The following is an 18082-nucleotide window of genomic DNA, read 5'->3' as shown; positions in this document are numbered from 1 at the left end:
CATCAACGATGTCAATCTTTCAAGCTCACTAAGAAATTATTTGAATTATTTATTGAATATCGATTATTTACTATGCCTAATTTAGGCACTTATGAGGCTTTCTCTATTATCATTTAGGAGTAGTATAGTCTCTGGGAATTCAAATAAAGCAAGATTTGATCACAATCTCGACAAGGCAGGTATGACAATGGATCTAGAGTTGCAGATTCTCAAGTCGTCTCAATAGTAGTCTCAATCAATCTCATCCATAAGACATTTCACTGGTTAAAACCCCAAATTTACCCTTTATACTAATTCCGCACCAAGCCAGCTGATTGTAATATTTGTTTAATACTCGTAATAATTAGAAAAGGTTTCTGAGACTATGACAGTTGGTAGCAGGGTTCCGACATTCTGTCAAGGAATTCAGTATTTTGGTAACACCATACCGGGTTTTGATGCGGCTTTTGACCAATACGGGCAACAACTAGCGATCGCGTTGGGGCAAAAAGCAATCCCATCTCCTAATGATCCAGCAGCTGTCTTCCAGACCTTACTGGCTGCTGATGCCCTACGCTACCTAACCCTGCACATCACTGCTAGTAAATCTTCTGGTCATCCAGGGGGATTTGCCAGCATTGCGGACGGCATTGCAGCTTTGGTGATGCTGGGTTACAAAAACATTATTACTGAAGTGGGACACCATGCCCCAGGCTTCTACAGTAACATGTTTCTGGATGGCTCCCTAGAGGAGATGGGCATTAAGACTGTAGAACAGATGGGGGAACGCTTCCGAGAAATGCATGGACTGCTCGGACACCTTTCTGGTCAAATTCCCGGACTCCTCAATCCGGCTGGCCCCCTGGGACAAGGGCAACACTTTGCCATGGCCGGGGCTTTGCTTCATCCAGGGGTACTATTCCCAGTTACCATTGGGGATGGGGGCTTGGGTGAACCTTATATCATGAGCAGTTTTGGTCACTTCTCTACGGCCTATCCCCAGGTGACTAATTTTCTGCCGATCTTAGTGTGGAATGGTTACAGCCAGGAACACCATAGTATGGTTTCCACAAAGTCCAATCAAGAGATGATTGCATACTGGCAGGGGAATGGTTTCCAAGAGGTTATCTTAATCAATGCTAAGGATTACGATGATGCTGACCAACCCGGTGAGTATATCGATAGCACAGAGTTTTCTTTGCAGAAGCGATTGGCATTTACCCAAGGGGTTTTGGAAGCTACGGATAAAGCGGCTAAATCAGCGTTGAGTGGTAAGTTAACGGTGCTGATTGTTAAACAACTCAAAGGAGCGGGAGTCCACAAACGGGGAGCGAAAGCTCACAATCTCTACCCAGGAGATACCCTGGAAAAAGATTATATTGTTAGTGCCCTTAAAGCTCGGGCGTTACCCTCTCAAGCCTGGGAATTAGTCAGGATAAATTTTGAGCGTTCTGGAGGAGGGTCAGCGGCTCATACTGTAGTCACAGAAAAGGAATTTCCTTTGCCAGATTTAGGTGAATTACCTTTAGAAGAATTTGTGATTGACGGAGAGAAGAAAGTAGCGACTACAGCTATGGGAACGATAGTTGCTCATGTGGGGCAAAAAGACCCTAATTTTATTATCTCGAATGCTGATGGGAATGCTGCTTCTGGAATTAATAATATTAACCAAGCTCTAAAAATTATCCACCCGACCCCGGATGAAACCTACTTCCAAGGACCAAAAGGTCAGGTGTACGAACCCTTGAGTGAAGATGCTTGTGCTGGATTAGCGGTAGGGTTAGCTTTGTTTGGGGCTCGTACTCTGTGGTGTTCTTATGAATCTTTTGCTATCAATGGGTTACCCATTTGGCAAACCGTTACCCAAGCCATGGCAGAATTGCGCCGTCCTACTCCGTCTACTATTACATTATTTACGGCTGGGGCATTGGAGCAAGGACGCAATGGTTGGACTCACCAGCGTCCTGAAATTGAAAATTACTTTGCTGCTATGATGCGCAATGGCAATATTTTCCCGTTGTTTCCCTGTGATGCTAATAGTATCCAAGTGTGTTATGAGTGGGCGCTGAGTACTAAGAATAAAGGAATTACCATTACTGCTAGTAAGTCACCCTTACCGGTACGCACGACCTTTGAGCAAACCCGTCAAGGCTTGCAAGATGGTGCAGTGGTGTTGCATGAAACTAAAGGCAGTAAAACCGTTGTGTTTGCCGTGATTGGGGATATGAGCCTGATCCCAGTGTTTGATGCTGCTTCGGATTTGGAAAACCAAGGGATTGGGGTGCGGATTGTTTCGGTAATCAGTCCCCGCCGCTTGTACCGTCCTGATGATACGGCTTGGAAAACCTGTACTGACGCTGATGGCGGTTTCTTAGATGACCAGGGCTTTGAACAGCTGTTTGGTGGGGATGGATTGATTGGTGTTACTGGTGGTACCAGTGCCATGCTCGAACCGATTATGTTACGTAGTACTTGCAAACGGGATGTTGTGGCTTGGAAGCGTGGTGAAACTGCTAGTAGTGCTGGTCAAATTATGGCGTTTAATGGTTTGACTGCTGAAGCTTTGGCTAAACGAGCTACTGAGTTGGTTAGTTAACATTTAGTTGGCTAGAATTTTTTGGTGTAGCCCAAACTCTTAAGGATAGGGCTGCACTAATCAAGCCTCGCTGCCCGGACCCAAGACTAAAAGTTAATCGTTTTTAAATTAAGGCAGATTCATGTTCCAAGAGATTGCTGCTCAGATTGCTTTTTCCCCCTCCTTGCCCTATGTAGCCACAGCCCTAGGGGTGACTAGCATAGCGGGACTACTGGGCTGGGGCTGGTGGCAACGCAAAAATACTTACAAATCCCTAGAGTCACTTCCCTGTCCTCCCAAACACTGGCTATTGGGAAATTTTCCTCAAGTATTAGCAGCAGTTAAACAGAAGAAATACTTCCAATTATTGTTTGATTGGAGCAAGCAGCTAGGCCCGATTTATGTTTTGTGGCTTGACCGTCCACGTTTGATTTTGAGTCAACCAAAGGTGATCGAAAACACCATTGTCAATGGCATCAAAGATGGCAGCTTGGTTAGGTCTGAGCGAATGCGCCAAATTTGGAACGACATTGGTGTTCCCATTATGATCGGAGAAAACGGGACTGAGTGGCAGTGGCGACGGAAGGCTTGGAATCCTGAATTCAATTCTAGTGGTCTGTCGAAATACTTTGAGATTATTAACCTTGCCTGCGAACAAGTAATTGCCAGACTTCAGCAAGATGCACCGCAAACAGAGGTAATGGTAGATTCCGTATTTGTGGAACTAACCATGAGGGTGATTTTCTATTTAGTGATCGGAATTCCTGTGGATGGGAAATCCTCTAGTTCTGAAGGACCACCCCTCGATATTCTAAAGGCTCACGAGGCGATGTCTATTTGGGGATATCGGGTTCTACGGTTATTCAGTGGCGAAAAGATATGGATGAAATATTTGCCCACTAAGGCTTCACGAGATTACTGGAGAGCAATGGCATATTTAGAGGGTTTGATTGGTCCGAGAGTGGACTTAGCCTTGAAGATGAGAGAAAAAAACCCGACTAATTGGACGCAGGTAAGTCCAATGTTCCAGGAATCGATGTTAGTGAAAATAGCGGCTAAGGAACCAAAATATACTCGGAAAAGACTGATAGCAGAAGGGATTGGAATGTTGATTGCTGGTACTGATACCACAGCTCATACTTTATCTTTGGCCGTAGCAGAGTTAGCATTAAATCCCAGGGTTTTTCAGAAAGCACAGGCTCTGGTTGACCAGAGTTGGCAAAGTAATGGTGGTATTAATACAGAAAGTCTGAAAAAATTGACTTACATCAGTGCCATTATCAAAGAAACTTTGCGCCTTTATTCCGTCGCCTCAGGTTCCACTTCCTTGGAGGCTGAACGTGACACCGTAATTGAGGGCAACTTGATTCCTCGTGGCACGATTATCTCCTGGTCAATGCTGGCTGCTGGGCGAGACCCAGAGGTCTATGGCAACCCGAAGGAATTTTTGCCAGAGCGTTGGTTAGACCAGGGCAAAGGCAGTAACTCACTTCCCATGATAACCTTTGGCTCAGGTTCTCATCGTTGCTTGGGAGAGCATCTGGCCATGGTAGAAGCAACGGTAATGCTAGGAATGCTGCTCCGTTATTTCGACTGGGAGTTGGTCAATGGTCGTTCATCTGTTGAACAGTTACAACAGAACCTTTTGATTTACCCGTCCGATGGGATGCCAGTGCGTTTTCAGGCTAGACCAACCTGCTGAATGTTTATAATCCCACTACACTAATCAACTTTACTATTAAGGAATTTCCTGGTTTATGAAATCACGTTCAACAGAAGAGTATGAATTATTTAGAAAACTTAAACGCTATCAAGGTCAGCTTGATCTGGGTCATTCAGATGCCCCTGAATATAAGAAGAAAGATCTAATGGTAGAAATGGAGAATTTATATGCATCTTACCCTGCCCAGTATTTAGTCGATTCTCATAAGGTAACTGTGCCATAAAGTCTTGCTCATCTAGGTGCAGAAAAGATTTTTGGACTAATTCCATCTTTTCCTAAAGTTGATCCGAAGTCAGTAGTTATTTTCCCTAAGACTTCAACAATTCTTGTTAAAATGTCGATTTTAGCATCCAAATATAAATTATTACAACAAATGGGAGGAAATGTTAAACCTATTACAGTCATTTATCCAGAAGGTAACTTTCGCTACAACCATAATATAGATATATTTTGTGGCACTACTCGGCATTTAGTAGAAGTTTGTCCTTCGAGTTTTAAGATTAAGCCAGACAAATTGGAAGAAGTCATTTGTACTGCAAAAAATAATGGATATCTAATTGCTGCTTTGATACTGGAAACCCCTAATAATCCCTGGTGCCAAATTTATAGTCGAGATGAGTTAAAAGAATTAGCAGAGGTCGCCCATCAACATAATATTCTAATCATTAATGATATGTATTTTTCAGGAACTGAAGCAATAGAAAATGACCAAGTTTCAGTGGCTAGTGTGAGTAGTAGCTCAGATTTAGTTATCACAACCTGTGGAATGCGAAGACAATTTGGAATTGACGGTATTGGCAAAGTAGGTTTTTTGACGAGTCAGAATGAGGCGCTTGTGAAGGAAATTAAGCGCTTTGTTGTTGCAGCACATATTCGTTACACCAATGCCGAGGTACTTACAGCTTCTTGGGCTCTAAACAAAAGAGACTTGACTGATCGTGAAGAATTGAGAAAAGAGTTAGAGATATTGAGGGCTAATGCTGAAGCTTTGCTGATGAATTCTGATTTATTTGCTATGGGAATGAAGATTATAAAGAGCAGCTGTGCAGGGCCTTTTGTCAATATTGGGTTTAACTCAGAACTAGAATCTAGGATGAAGATTTTAGGGATAGCGGATAGTTATAATTTGGGTGAATATTTTTCTCAAATTGGAAAGGTTACACTTTTACCTTTAAGCTCAATGTTTACCAAAAAAATTGGCTTTCGGGTAAACGTGACAAATAGTTCGGAGTATAAAGCAGGATTAGCCTGTATGCAGGCTACCATTGAAAAGATTAACAAAGGAGTTTCTTATCTTTCTTTAGAGACAGAAATAAATCAAGAATATGAGATTTTGAGACAAGGTTATCGTCCTTGGGAAGCAGGACAAACGCATCTAAAGGAGAGTTAGCCTTAAATCCAAAGGTTTTTCAGAAAGCACAGGCTGTGGTTGACCAATGTTGACAACGTTCAGGTGGTATTAATACAGAAAGTCTGAAGAAATTGAGTTACATAGGTGCGATTTTCAAAGAAACTTTTCGCCTTTATTCTGTCGCCTCAGGTTCCACTGCCTTGGAGGCTGAACGTGATACCCTGATTGAGGGCAACCTGATTCCTCGTGGCACGATTATCTCCTGGTCAATGCTTGCTGCTGGGCGAGACCCAGAGGTCTATGCCAATCCCAAGGAATTTTTGCCAGAGCGTTGGTTAGACCAGGGCAAGGGCAGTAACTCACTTCCCATGATAACCTTTGGCTCAGGTTCTCATCGTTGCTTGGGAGAGCATCTGGCCATGGTGGAAGCAACGGTAATGCTAGGAATGCTGCTCCGTTATTTTGACTGGGAGTTGGTAAATGGTCGTTCATCTGTTGAAGAGTTACAACAGAACCTTTTGATTTATCCGTCTGATGGGATGCCAGTGCGTTTTAAGGCTAGAGACTTGCAGTGTATTGAAGAAACTTAATGGGCTCTCCTAGGATGGCTATGATAAATTAGTACAAAATAATAGCTATAGCCTTTACTGAATAAGGCTTTGAGTAATTTAAAAATTTAATTTAAATAAAAATGTATGGCTCTCCTAGACTCATTTACTATAATCAGTCTAGGAGAGCCACTTAATGTTGTTTTGAAAAGCTGTTTGCTGGAGATGGCTTGATTGGTGTTACTGGTGGTATCAGTGCGATTCTCGAACCGATTATGTTTCGTAGTAATAGGAATTACGCAAATCCCTCAATTTAACGCTACCTGTAGGGTGGGCAAAACCTTGCCCACCCTACCCATGGATTCTGTGCGTAAGTCCTGAGTAAAAGTTAATAGTTGTTGAACTAAGGCGGATTCATGTTCCAAGAGATTGCGGCTCAGATTGCTTTTTCCCCTTCCTTGCCCTATGTAGCCACAGTCCTAGGGGTGACTAGCATCGGGGGACTACTGGGCTGGCGCTGGTGGCAACGAAAAAATACTTACAAATCCCTAGAGTCACTCCCCTGTCCTCCCAAACACTGGCTATTGGGAAATCTTCCTCAAGTATTAGCAGCAGTCAAACAGAAGAAATTCTTCCAATTATGGTTTGATTGGAGCAAGCAGCTAGGCCCGATTTATGTTTTGTGGCTTAACTCTCCAGTTCTGGTTTTGAGTCAACCAAAGGTGATCGAAAACACCATTGTGAATGGCATCAAAGATGGCAGCTTAGTTAGGTCTGAGCGAATCTGCAAAGTTTGGAACGACTTTGGTGGTGGTCCAATTCTTATCGGCCAAAACGGGACTGAGTGGCAGTGGCGACGGAAGGCTTGGAATCCCGAATTCAACTCTAGTAGTCTGTCGAAATACTTTGACATTATTAACCTTGCCTGCGAACAAGTAATTGCCAGACTTCAGCAAGATAGAGCGCAAACAGAGGTAAAGGTCGATTTCCTGTTTGTGGAACTAACCATGAAGGTGATTTTCTGTTTAGTGATCGGAATTCCTGTGGATGGGAAATCCTCTAGTTCTGAAGGTCCACCCCTCGATATTCTCAAAGCCCACGAGGCGATGTCTATTTTTGGCTATCGGGCCCTACGGTTAATTACTGGCGAGAAGAGATGGATGAAATATTTGCCCACTAAGGCTTCACGAGATTACTGGAGAGCAAGGCGATATTTAGAGGGTGTGATTGGTCCGCGAGTGGACAAGGCCTTGAAGATGAGAGCACAAAACCTGACTAATTGGAACCAGGTAAGTCCAATGTTCCAGGAATCGATGTTGGTGAAAATAGCGGCTCGCGAAGGAAAATACACTCGGAAAACACTGATCGCAGAAGCAATTCAACTCTTAATGGCTGGTACTGATACCACAGCTCATACTTTATCCTTTGCAGTAGGAGCGTTAACCTTAAATCCAAAGGTTTTTCAGAAAGCACAGGCTGTGGTTGACCAAAGTTGGCAAAGTAATGGTGGTATTAATACAGAAAGTCTGAAGAAATTGACTTACATCGGTGGGATTATTAAAGAGACTTTGCGCCTTTATTCAGTCACGTCAGGTTCCGCTTCCTTGCAGGCTCAACGTGACACTGTGATTGAGGGCAATCTTATTCCTCGTGGCACCACAATCCGGTTGTCAATGCTTGCTGCTGGGCGAGACCCAGAGGTCTATGCCAACCCCGAAGAATTTTTGCCAGAGCGTTGGTTAGACCAGGGCAAGGGCAGCAGCCCACTTCCCATGATAAATTTTGGTTCAGGTTTTCATCGTTGTTTGGGAGAGCATCTGGCAATGCTGGAAGCAACGGTAATGCTAGCAATGCTACTCCGTTATTTTGACTGGGAGTTGGTAAATGGTCGTTCATCTGTTGAACAGTTACAACAGAACCTTTTTATTTATCCGTCTGATGGCATGCCAGTGCGTTTTAAAGCTAGAGACTTGCAGTGTATTGAAGAAACTTACTAGGTTTTAGGGAGTAGGGAGTAGGGAGTAGGGAGTAGGGATTAAGGGCAGTCATGGGGGTTTCCACGGGGCTGACAATGGTTTTATGGGTAACCTATCTATTAATAAGAGACCTTCATGATATACCCAGTCATGCCCCTGACCCCTCACAGGTCTCCTCAGCTTAACGGTAAGGTATGAAGAGCATGTTAAGCTTATAGATTAAAAGGCTCCCGACCACTATCTAATCATAGGCACAGACAACTATGCGACCTGATTTGCAGGACTTGGTGATTTCACAGGACTATCTCAGCAATTTGATTGGGGAGAAGCCAGAGCGAGTCAGAGGTTTTTTCCTAGAGAAACCAAAAGAACCAGGAGATTTCCTGATCAAATTGGGTAGAGGGTCCTTTCTATGGCTGAAATATAAGGCAGTTAGACGGCTAGTGAAAGAAGTGGATCGATACAATACTGTGATTAGAGCTGTACACATTAATGATCAATTGGAAGAAGCTGGTAATCCAGGTGTTGGTCTCAGTAATCGGGAGCGAGTGCTCGAAGCCCTTGGGGTGATGAAAACGGATTTAGTGCGTGCTTTGAAGACAGAACGAATTCTCAGGGAGAATAAGCAGTTTATTACTAAGAATCCTCAGCTATTTACTACTAATTTAACCACCTTGACCGCCCTGCACTTGAGTGATCAGGCCAGTGAGTATGGACGAGTGCTAGACCAAGCCTTGCAGGTAGCAGTAGGAGTGCAAGAGGAAATGAGAAAATTGCAGAATCAGCGTTAGAGGCTCTATTTTAGGGAGTCGGGAGTCGGGAATAGGGAATAGGGAATAGGGAATAGGGAACAGGGAAAAATCCTGTGTACCTGAGGTGCGACCCGTGGGGAATTTAATTCTTAATGGGTCAAGGGCACCTAAGGTTTTAGGGAGCAGGGAGTAGGGAGTAGGGAGCAGGCAAGAGGCAAGAGGCAAGAGGCAAGAGGCAAGAGGCAAGAGGCAAGAGGTGAAAAATCCTTTGTACCTCATAGCTATAAGAAACGCTATATTATCCAAGGGATAATATTTAATTATTTAAGTTACAGTCAAAAAATAGGTTAATTTTTAATTTTTCATAGTAGTATATCGATTCCATAATTTACTGGGAATTCTAAGAATAGATGGCAAAAGCATAGGTCTGGCATGACGCTTGATTGTCATTATTCATTCAGAGAATTACAGGAATTGTACAATGCCTTATCAAAATATTACCGGTACTCTCTCCGAAAGAGATATCCAAGAAATCCAAACCGCCCTACAAACGATTGAACAAAAGCTGCCTTTCTTAATTAATTTAACGATTGAGGAACGACGTAGGCTGTTTAAAATGGGTTCAAAAAGTCTATCCTTTGTTAACAATAACCTCACTGCTGCCCAATCTAACCCCAAGATTCTACCTGCTAGCTTTGACCTAGAAGAGTTTGCACGGGACTATCAGCTAGCCGTGAGTCTGACCGATGTCTTATTCCAACTCCGACAATTAACGGAAAAGGTGGATGATACCTTAATGGCAGTCAGCTCTGAGGCTATGAACAGCGGTCTACAAGTCTATGATTACATCAAGACGGCTGCCAAAAGGACTCCCGGTCTAAAAACCATTGCTGAGAGTTTAGGGCAACGCTTTAAAGTTACTCGTAATAAGTCTGCTAAAGCCAATTCTCAGGCTTAGGTGCCAACAAGGCTTCGGTCGAAGCTCTGAACCTCGTGAACGAGTATTTGAATCTCGTGAACGAGTCTCTGAACCTCGTGAACGAGTAGTTGAGTGTCGTGAACGAGTATTTGAATCTCGTAAACGAGTAGTTGAGTGTCGTAAACGAGTATTTGAATCTCGTAAACGAGTATTTGAATCTCGTAAACGAGTATTTGAATCTCGTGAACGAGTCTCTGAATGTCGTGAACGAGTATTTGAGTGTCGTGAACGAGTCTCTGAAACTCGTTCACGAGCCTATGAACTTCCCTAGGGGATCCTCTGGGCCTCGTTCACGACCCTCTGAGGGTCGAAAGACCATCCCATCCCTGGTTTTTTGAATATTGAGGATAATTAGGATGACCACAGTATTAAATCTAGAGCCCATTACCACTCTGACCAGAGAGCAGTTTTATCGCTTATGTAAGGCTAATCCTGATTTACAGCTTGAACGTTCACCCCAAGGTAATTTAATTATTATGACTCCTTTAGGCGGAGAAAGTGGAAGTATTGAGGCGAATCTGATTGGTGATTTAATTATTTGGAATCGTCAGACTCGGTTGGGGGTTGTCTTCAGTTCTCAGACTGTGTTTAGTTTACCAGGTGGTGGCGATCGCTCTCCCGATGTAGCTTGGGTAGCCCTGGAACGATGGAAAGCATTGAGTCAAACAGAAAGAGAAGGTTTTCCACCGATTTGCCCCGATTTTGTGATTGAGTTGCGCTCACGGACAGATCGATTAAAGCCCCTACAGGAAAAAATGCAAGAGTATCTAGCCAGTGGCTTGCGTTTGGGTTGGTTGATTAATCCCCAGGATAAACTGGTAGAAATTTATCTGCAAAATCAACCTGTAGAAGTAGTAGCAATGCCTGTAGTGTTAACAGGAAATGAGGTGTTACCGGGGTTTAGCTTGGAATTATAAAACTTAATTTGGTTAGCGTGATCAGTTATACCAAATCCAGAAAGCAAAAACCGGATTAGGATTAGGCTCAAACCACCGTATTATAGTCAGAGTAAGACAACTATTTTTTACTGTCTATACTAACTGGGTTTGATAGTATAGCAGTGGAAGAAAAGCTTAAGACATCTTCTGCTTCCTGCTCCGAAGCTCCCTGCTCCCTTTCAACTAAAAGACTATGTCTTAAACTATACTTCCCTTGCTATATATAGCAATACTAAATAATTGGTGAAATATATTGGCTAAAGCGATCGCTGTAATCCTTGCTGGGCAACGATTACATATTTTGATTATTTGACAAATGATGTAAAATTGCTATATGCCCTGAAGCCATAATCAGGAGCTACACAGCCAGACTCTTCAAAGCCGTTTATCCTGATCAATCAAACGCTGACATCAGTGTAATTACGGTTAATAAGGTTAATAAATCGGTTGGCTGGGTAGTCCTAATTATGTTTCCCAATCCTGTGCCAGACATGATCTATGGAAAATACATTTAATATTTGGTTTGGACAAGAGAAAACATTCTGTAGTTTAAGCAGAGATAAAATTGATTTGTACCTCAAGATTCCTATCCTTGGAGGACAATCAACAATTCATTATCCTAGCCAATTCGGAAAAGTTGACAGCCAGCAAGGGTTTCATTTGCTGGAAACCGACTCACAGTTGATAGGTGCTTTGGCACAACCAATAACCTATCCCCTAGCCGAGGATATATATAAGGTCTACCTGAGTTTGCTGGAAGTGACCCAAGGCTGGAATTTATGTAGAATTTGGAACTATGTTCCCTACATTAACGATAAGACGGGAGGTCTGGAGAACTATAAATCGTTTTGTCAGGGTAGATCCCTAGCGTTTGAAAATTTTTATGGGGCAGACTTTCGGGTAAAATTACCAGCAGGAACTGGCGTGGGAATTGCTGATGACACCTATGGAATCTATTTCATTGCGGTGAAGGAAAACATCAGGAATGTGGAAAATTCCGAACAAGTTTCAGCCTACTACTACCCGTCTCAATATGGGCCACGTTCACCTAGCTTTGCTAGAGGAACTGTGATTACACCCAATGGTAAGCGGATTGGCTACCTGTCAGGAACAGCTAGCATCAAAGGCCATCAGTCTGTGGGCAAAGGGGATATTGGCAAACAGTTTGATATCACCCTTGATAACATGGGGCTGGTGTTTGAAGGTATGGGCTTTAACCGTGGACTCCCAGACCCAATGGTTTTTGATCGCGCCTTCATCATTTACCTCCGCGATCCTTCTGATTTGCCAGTGGTTCAACAGATGGTTAAGAACAATTTCGCGGTTTCTGATCGGCTGATCTATTTGCATTCAAATATTTGTCGGGCAGATCTGGACATTGAAATTGAAGCCACCATCACTGAAAAGTAGCGATCGCATTTTTAGTTTTTAACCCTACCCTAAAACTAATGGAATTTGGTGTACAGTTTTTTCCCGATGTTAGCCCTCAACAGAAGTCAGGAGCCCAGTATTTTAACGAAGCTCTTGATCTGGTCAGTCTGTGTGATCAACTCGGTTATACTAGTATTAGGATTGTAGAACACTACTTCCATAGATATGGCGGATACAGCCCTAATCCCATCGTTTTTCTGACTGCTGCATCCCAACGAACTCAAAACGCTCGCCTGATCACTGGAGCTGTTTTGCCTGTCTTCAACAATCCACTCAAATTAGCTGGCGAAATTGGTATGCTCGATGCCATTTCCAACGGACGTCTGGAAGTTGGCTTTGCTCGTGGATTTCTTCCCCATGAATTTGCCCGATTTGGGATTGATTTGAACGAGAGCCGCAGCCGCTTTGAAGAAGGGATGGAACAGGTACGTTGCCTGCTCGAACAAGAAAATGTGACCATGGAGGGTCAGTTTCATCGCTTTGAGAGCGTTACGTCTTTGCCCCGTCCTACTCAAACTCCCCGTCCTCCTTTCTGGGTAGCTGCTCTGGCTACCCCCGCATCCTTTGTGGCTGCTGGTAACAAGGGTTATGGAATCATGGCAATTCCTTTGGCAGGTGGGAAAATGGCTGAGTTAATTAAGCTATATCGAGATGCCTGGAAGTCCGCTGGTCATCCAGGCCAGGGTCGGGTAATGTTGGCTTTTCACATGTTCTGTGCCCCAACGGCTGAGAAAGCGATCGCAATTGCTCGTCAACCCTTGAACGACTATTTGAAATCTTTGGTAGAAGCGGCTTCTGATTGGTTAATGGATACCCATTCGGCGGACTATCATAGCTACGACAAAATCATTGCTGGACTAAAGCAGGAAACCTTTGAATCTCAGGTAGAGAAGGGAGCTGCTTGGATTGGTACACCTGAACAATTGCAATATACTATCCGTAGCTACTATGAACAAGTTGGGGGCTTTGACTTGGCTTCTATGCAGGTTAACTTTAACACCATTTCCGTAGAAAATGCTGCCGCTTCGATGAGGCTTTTTGCTAAGGAAGTGATGCCTTGTTTTTGTTAAAATAGATTTGATTCAATTTCAGTTCAGGGGTACAATAAATAATGACGACTCCACTCTCTTTGTCCAAACTACTAAGCCCTTTTGAATTAGGTGATTTATCTTTAAAAAACCGAGTAGTAATGCCTCCTTTAACTAGAGGTAGAGCAGTTAATCTGGGTATTCCCAATGATTTAATGGTGGAATATTATACTCAAAGAACTGGAGTAGGTCTAATTATCACTGAAGGGACTTTTATTTCCCCTCAAGCTAACGGTTGGGTAAATGCTCCTGGTATTTATACTCTCGAACAAACTGAAGGGTGGAAAAAAGTTGTTAGTGGTGTACACTCTAAAAATACGCCATTATTTTTGCAGCTTTGGCACTGTGGTCGGGCTTCTCATAGTAGTTTCCATGATGGTAAGCTAGCTGTTGCTCCTTCAGCCATTAAAATTAACGAAGAATATGTTCATACCCCTAAAGGAAAACAGCCTCACGAAACCCCACGAGCCCTGGAAACTGAAGAAATACCCCAAATAGTAGAAGACTATAAAAAAGCCGCTGAAAATGCCAAAGAGGCAGGTTTTGATGGGGTAGAAATTCATTCAGCTAATGGTTATTTACTGGACTCTTTCCTGCAATCTAAAACCAACCAAAGAACAGATAACTATGGTGGTAGTATTGAAAATAGATATCGTTTACTAAAAGAAGTAATCGAAGCTGTAATAACTGTTTTTCCAGTCAATAGAGTGGGGGTTCGTTTGTCTCCTAATGGTGTATTTAATGATATGGGGTCTGTGGATTATCGTGAAACCTTTCTTTATGTCGCTAAAGAGTTAAACAGTTATGGGTTAGCTTATATCCATCTATTAGATGGATTGGCTTTTGGATTTCATGAATTAGGAGAACCCATGACTTTGGCTGAGTTTAAAAACGTTTTTGATGGTCCAATTATTGGTAATTGCGGCTATACTAAAGAAACAGCAGAAGCTGCAATTCAAGAAGGTGTGGCGGATTTAATTGCTTTCGGAAGACCGATTCTGAGTAATCCAGATTTGGTTGATCGCTTCGCTAATAATTGGCCTCTCAATCCTATTCCAGATGTGAAACTTTGGTATTCTCCAGGTAAAGAAGGTTATACTGACTTTCCTACTTATAAGACGGAAAACTAGCGATGCTGTTACTAAGTGCGATCGTAAGCATTCAGCTATCAGCTTAAGCGCTACGCGCACGCTACGCGAACAGCTATCAGCTAATGCATCCCAGGCTCGAAGCCTGTACCACGAGTTATGGACTTTTCCCCAGACTTTCAATTCTCATTAATCTGGAACTATTAATTTTCTCGTTCTAGGTTTATTTTAATCACCTCAAGTAGCTTGAGCTTTTAGCTGACGGCTGTTCGCGTAGCGTGAGCTAAAAGCTCACGGCTGACGGCTGAATGCTTACGTGCGATCTAGCCTGAAATGTAAACCCTAAATGCCTTTAGGGTTTACAAGTTTTTGACCGAACAGTGGTTCATTACGGGGCAGGCTGTTGCCTGTTCCCTGTTCCCTGTTCCCTGTTCCCTGATCCCTAACAGAAATTGTGTACCTCCTAGCTATGAGACTTGCTCTATAATAATAGATAAACCAAAAAACAACTACCAATAACATGCTGGAAGGGTTAGCAGTTTGGGGAATTTTTAATGCCGGTGGCTATCTCGCCAAGGAAGTAATTGGTCCGTTGGCCAAAGACGCTCTAGAAGACTACACTAAAGATTTTTTCAAAGAGTCTATCAAAGAGTATACCGGACTATCGGATCAAGATACCCAGAAAAAACTCTTGGTTAAAGCTTTAAAAGCCTTTGTAGCTTTAGTGGAAAAGGAATTAAAAATTGCTGACCTATCTAAGCAAGAGGTAAAACAATATACTAAACCCCTCAAGCAGTATATTAATAACCAATCCATTAAAGCTATCCTGGGAAGTGCCTTTAACTATGGCTGTCAAGAAATAGATACCGAAACATTAGCCAAGACTTGGGTTGAGCTGAAGTTATTACCATTACCGGAAGAATTTCGTTGGAAGTATATTGGTAGACAATATCTCAAGCAAGTACAAACTATCATTAAGCAATCGGATAAGTTACGGCCTATCCGCAATTTCGAAAATATTGAAGCGATCGCCAAAAACACTGAAGCTACAGCAGGCATTATCCCAGACTTTGACTTAAGGGAATATCAAGAAGCAATCCTAGAACGCTATGGTAATGTCAAATTAGATAGTTTAGATACCGACGGCTCTGCCTATAATCAACTAAAACTATGGAATATATTTATCCCCCAAAATGTGCGAGAGGTTCATGACTTGATGCCAGAGGCGATTCATGAACTTCCTAAGGATTATGATCAAAAACTGCGAGAGAGTGGTCAACTAGAACAGGAAATTGACCAAAAGGAGCTGGAAAAAGCTAAAAAGCTTTATTATCAACAGCCAATTAAATCGGTATTGGATGTGATCAAGGACTCTCAAAGCTATCGGTATTTGGTGGTTTTAGGAGACCCAGGCTCTGGTAAATCTACCTTGCTGCAATATTTAGCATTGGAGTGGGCAAGAACAGATATAACTACTGCCTTTTCTCTACCAATTCCCTTACTGATTGAATTACGCACCTATATCCGGAATCGCGATAGTGGACAGTGTAATAACTTTTTGGAATTCTGTCATCAAAGCAGTGGAGCAATATGTCATCTCAATCAACATCAAATTCATGACCAGTTAAAAGCTGGTAATGCCTTAGTGATGTTTGATGGCTTGGATGAAGTGTTTGATTTAGGGAAACGAGAAGATGTGATTACGGATATTCATCGCTTTACGAATAAGTATCCCAAGGTAAGAGTAATTGTAACATCTCGGGTAATTGGTTATAAACCCCAACGGCTACGGGATGCTGAATTTCGTCATGTTATGCTCCAAGACTTGGAGTCGGAACAAATTCAAACCTTTATCGAGCACTGGCATGAATTAACCTTTACGGATCAAGCCGATAAAGTTAGGAAACGGGAGCGCTTACAAAAAGCAATAGACACATCCTCCCCCATTCGACAACTGGCGCAAAATCCCCTATTACTAACGATGATGGCAATCCTGAATCGCAATCAAGAATTGCCTCGTGACCGTTCTGAACTCTATAACCAATCCTCTCGATTACTGCTCCATCAATGGGATTATGATTATGACCCTTATGGAAATGAGGCAAAGTTAGTCCGTGATATTCGCATTAAAGCTGTAGTAGCAGTAGCCACCCATTGGCAAGACCACCCAGATACCTTGCCCCTACTTCAAGAATTGGCTGGCTCTGATACTGATCTAGATCTGCGAGTTACAGCAATTAAACAGTTAGCTCAAGGTTACAAAGACCACCCAGATGCCTTCGCCACACTTCAAGAATTGGCTCGCTCTGATACTGATTCGTGGGTGCGGCGTACAGCAATTGAACAGTTAGCTCAATGTTACAAAGACCACCCAGATGCCTTCGCCACACTTCAACAATCGGCTCGCTCTGATACTGATCTAGATTTGCGAGTTACAGCAATTAAACAATTAGCTCAAGGTTACAAAGACCACCCAGATGCCTTCGCCACACTTCAACAATTGGCTTGCTCGGATATTTATGTGTTAGTGCGACGTACAGCAATTGAACAGTTAGCTCAAGGTTACCAAGACCACCCAGATACCTTAGCCCTACTTCAACAATCGGCTCGCTCTAATACTGATTCGCGGGTGCGAGCTACAGCAATTGAACAGTTAGCTCAAGGTTACCAAGACCACCCAGATACCTTAGCCCTACTTCAACAATCGGCTCGCTCTGATCCTGATTCGCGGGTGCGACGTACAGCAATTGAACAGTTAGCTCAATGTTACCAAGACCACCGAGATACTTTACCTCTACTTCAACAATCGGCTCGCTCTGATACTAATTGGGAGTTGCGAATTACAGCAATTGAACAGTTAGCTCAAGGTTACCAAGACCACCGAGATACTTTACCTCTACTTCAAGCATCGGTTCGCTCTGATACTGATTCGTGGGTACGAATTACAGCAATTGAACAGTTAGCTCAAGGTTACCAAGACCACCGAGATACCTTCGCCCTACTTCAACAATCGGCTCGCTTTGATACTGATTCGGATGTGCGAGTTACAGCAATTGAACAGTTAGCTCAAGGTTGGCACGATCGCGTAGCGTGGCCTACGGCCAATCAGCCTTGGTTATTTGAATTTTTATGCGATCGCATTCTCCATGACCCCTTTGAGCGTAAGGAACGCTGGGATGACAATCCTCGACAAGCAGCCCTTAAGGCCATCCTCGAATATTATCCTAACCATTCCCAAACCCGATCCTTATTGCAGGATAGAGCAGACCATGACTCCGATCCTAAACTGCGGAAGTTTGCTCAGAAGGAATTAGTCAAATTATCGAGCTTTTCATAGTAATCAAGTATATAGCAATTATCATAGCTATAAAAATTGCTATACATAATAAAACAATTAACCAAAATACCTATGAAAGCGATTCTCTACACAAAATACGGATCACCCGATGTTCTTCAGCTCAAAGAAATAGAAAAACCCATCCCTAAGGAGGATGAAGTATTAGTAAAAATTCATAGCGCATCGGGTGCATCTCATTTTTGTAAAAACATCATTAATAAAGCATCCCATTTAGGTAAGCACAGCGTAAAGAAAGAATTTTAGGAACATTTTCAATATTCCATTGTGAGCCTGATATTTTAACTCGCATTCCTATT

At 42.9% G+C, this 18082-nt stretch carries 16 protein-coding genes; 14 read left to right on the top strand and 2 right to left on the bottom strand.

Features of this window, described 5'->3' with window-relative positions; translation table 11 throughout:
* Window positions 1-364: 364 nt before the first annotated feature.
* Together F6K46_RS31450 and F6K46_RS31445 are read left to right on the top strand one after the other, a co-directional pair.
* Window positions 365-2575, top strand: a complete 2211-nt coding sequence (locus F6K46_RS31450) for a phosphoketolase (RefSeq protein WP_293065815.1) — start codon at window positions 365-367, stop codon at window positions 2573-2575.
* Between the two features lie 121 nt (window positions 2576-2696).
* Entirely contained in the window at window positions 2697-4256 is a 1560-nt protein-coding gene (locus tag F6K46_RS31445; RefSeq protein ID WP_293065818.1) for a cytochrome P450, read from the top strand.
* Between the two features lie 98 nt (window positions 4257-4354).
* Here F6K46_RS31445 and F6K46_RS31440 read toward each other — a convergent pair whose 3' ends face one another.
* Window positions 4355-4546 (bottom strand): hypothetical protein, encoded by a 192-nt coding sequence (locus tag F6K46_RS31440; protein ID WP_293065821.1) that lies wholly within the window; start codon window positions 4544-4546, stop codon window positions 4355-4357.
* A 65-nt stretch (window positions 4547-4611) separates the two neighbouring features.
* On the opposite strand from F6K46_RS31440, the gene F6K46_RS31435 reads away from it, so the two are divergent.
* The 4 genes from F6K46_RS31435 (at window position 4612) to F6K46_RS31420 (ending at window position 8943) form a co-directional block, all read left to right on the top strand.
* Complete coding sequence (locus tag F6K46_RS31435) at window positions 4612-5667, top strand: aminotransferase class I/II-fold pyridoxal phosphate-dependent enzyme (RefSeq protein ID WP_293065823.1); 1056 nt, start codon at window positions 4612-4614, stop codon at window positions 5665-5667.
* Window positions 5668-5735: 68 nt separating this feature from the next.
* A complete protein-coding gene (locus F6K46_RS31430) occupies window positions 5736-6218 on the top strand; it encodes a cytochrome P450 (RefSeq protein WP_293065848.1) in 483 nt (160 codons plus the stop codon).
* A gap of 374 nt (window positions 6219-6592) precedes the next feature.
* Window positions 6593-8173: a cytochrome P450 gene (locus F6K46_RS31425; RefSeq protein ID WP_293065825.1), complete on the top strand. Its 1581-nt coding sequence runs from the start codon at window positions 6593-6595 to the stop codon at window positions 8171-8173.
* 242 nt (window positions 8174-8415) lie between these two features.
* The gene (locus tag F6K46_RS31420; RefSeq protein WP_293065828.1) at window positions 8416-8943 is read left to right on the top strand and encodes a hypothetical protein; all 528 of its coding nucleotides are present in this window, start codon (window positions 8416-8418) and stop codon (window positions 8941-8943) included.
* On the opposite strand, the gene F6K46_RS31415 is transcribed toward F6K46_RS31420, so the two are convergent.
* Window positions 8875-9183 (bottom strand): hypothetical protein, encoded by a 309-nt coding sequence (locus tag F6K46_RS31415; protein WP_293065831.1) that lies wholly within the window; start codon window positions 9181-9183, stop codon window positions 8875-8877. The genes F6K46_RS31420 and F6K46_RS31415 overlap by 69 nt on opposite strands.
* 202 nt (window positions 9184-9385) lie before the next feature.
* Between F6K46_RS31415 and F6K46_RS31410 the strand changes: the two genes are divergently transcribed.
* The 8 genes from F6K46_RS31410 to F6K46_RS31375 all read left to right on the top strand — a co-directional run bounded on the left by F6K46_RS31410 (window position 9386) and on the right by F6K46_RS31375 (window position 18029).
* Window positions 9386-9862, top strand: coding sequence for a hypothetical protein (locus tag F6K46_RS31410; RefSeq protein ID WP_293065833.1), 477 nt, complete (start codon window positions 9386-9388; stop codon window positions 9860-9862).
* Between the two features lie 377 nt (window positions 9863-10239).
* Window positions 10240-10800, top strand: coding sequence for a Uma2 family endonuclease (locus F6K46_RS31405; protein ID WP_293065837.1), 561 nt, complete (start codon window positions 10240-10242; stop codon window positions 10798-10800).
* Window positions 10801-11319: 519 nt separating this feature from the next.
* Window positions 11320-12231 (top strand): hypothetical protein, encoded by a 912-nt coding sequence (locus tag F6K46_RS31400; RefSeq protein WP_293065840.1) that lies wholly within the window; start codon window positions 11320-11322, stop codon window positions 12229-12231.
* A 38-nt stretch (window positions 12232-12269) separates the two neighbouring features.
* Window positions 12270-13322, top strand: a complete 1053-nt coding sequence (locus F6K46_RS31395; protein ID WP_293065843.1) for an LLM class flavin-dependent oxidoreductase — start codon at window positions 12270-12272, stop codon at window positions 13320-13322.
* A 41-nt stretch (window positions 13323-13363) separates the two neighbouring features.
* Entirely contained in the window at window positions 13364-14470 is a 1107-nt protein-coding gene (locus tag F6K46_RS31390; RefSeq protein ID WP_293065846.1) for an alkene reductase, read from the top strand.
* Window positions 14471-14797: 327 nt separating this feature from the next.
* A complete protein-coding gene (locus tag F6K46_RS31385) occupies window positions 14798-14947 on the top strand; it encodes a hypothetical protein (RefSeq protein ID WP_293068570.1) in 150 nt (49 codons plus the stop codon).
* A gap of 1 nt (window position 14948) precedes the next feature.
* A complete protein-coding gene (locus tag F6K46_RS31380; RefSeq protein ID WP_293068567.1) occupies window positions 14949-17765 on the top strand; it encodes a HEAT repeat domain-containing protein in 2817 nt (938 codons plus the stop codon).
* 72 nt (window positions 17766-17837) lie between these two features.
* Window positions 17838-18029 carry a hypothetical protein gene (locus F6K46_RS31375; RefSeq protein ID WP_293068573.1) on the top strand — a complete coding sequence of 64 codons (192 nt, stop codon included), beginning with the start codon at window positions 17838-17840 and terminating at the stop codon, window positions 18027-18029.
* Window positions 18030-18082 lie beyond the last annotated feature (53 nt).

It is taken from the genome of Moorena sp. SIO3E8, from assembly GCF_010692445.1.
GTDB classification, from domain to species: Bacteria; Cyanobacteriota; Cyanobacteriia; order Cyanobacteriales; family Coleofasciculaceae; genus Moorena; species Moorena bouillonii.
This window is presented reverse-complemented; position numbering and strand designations above follow the sequence as displayed.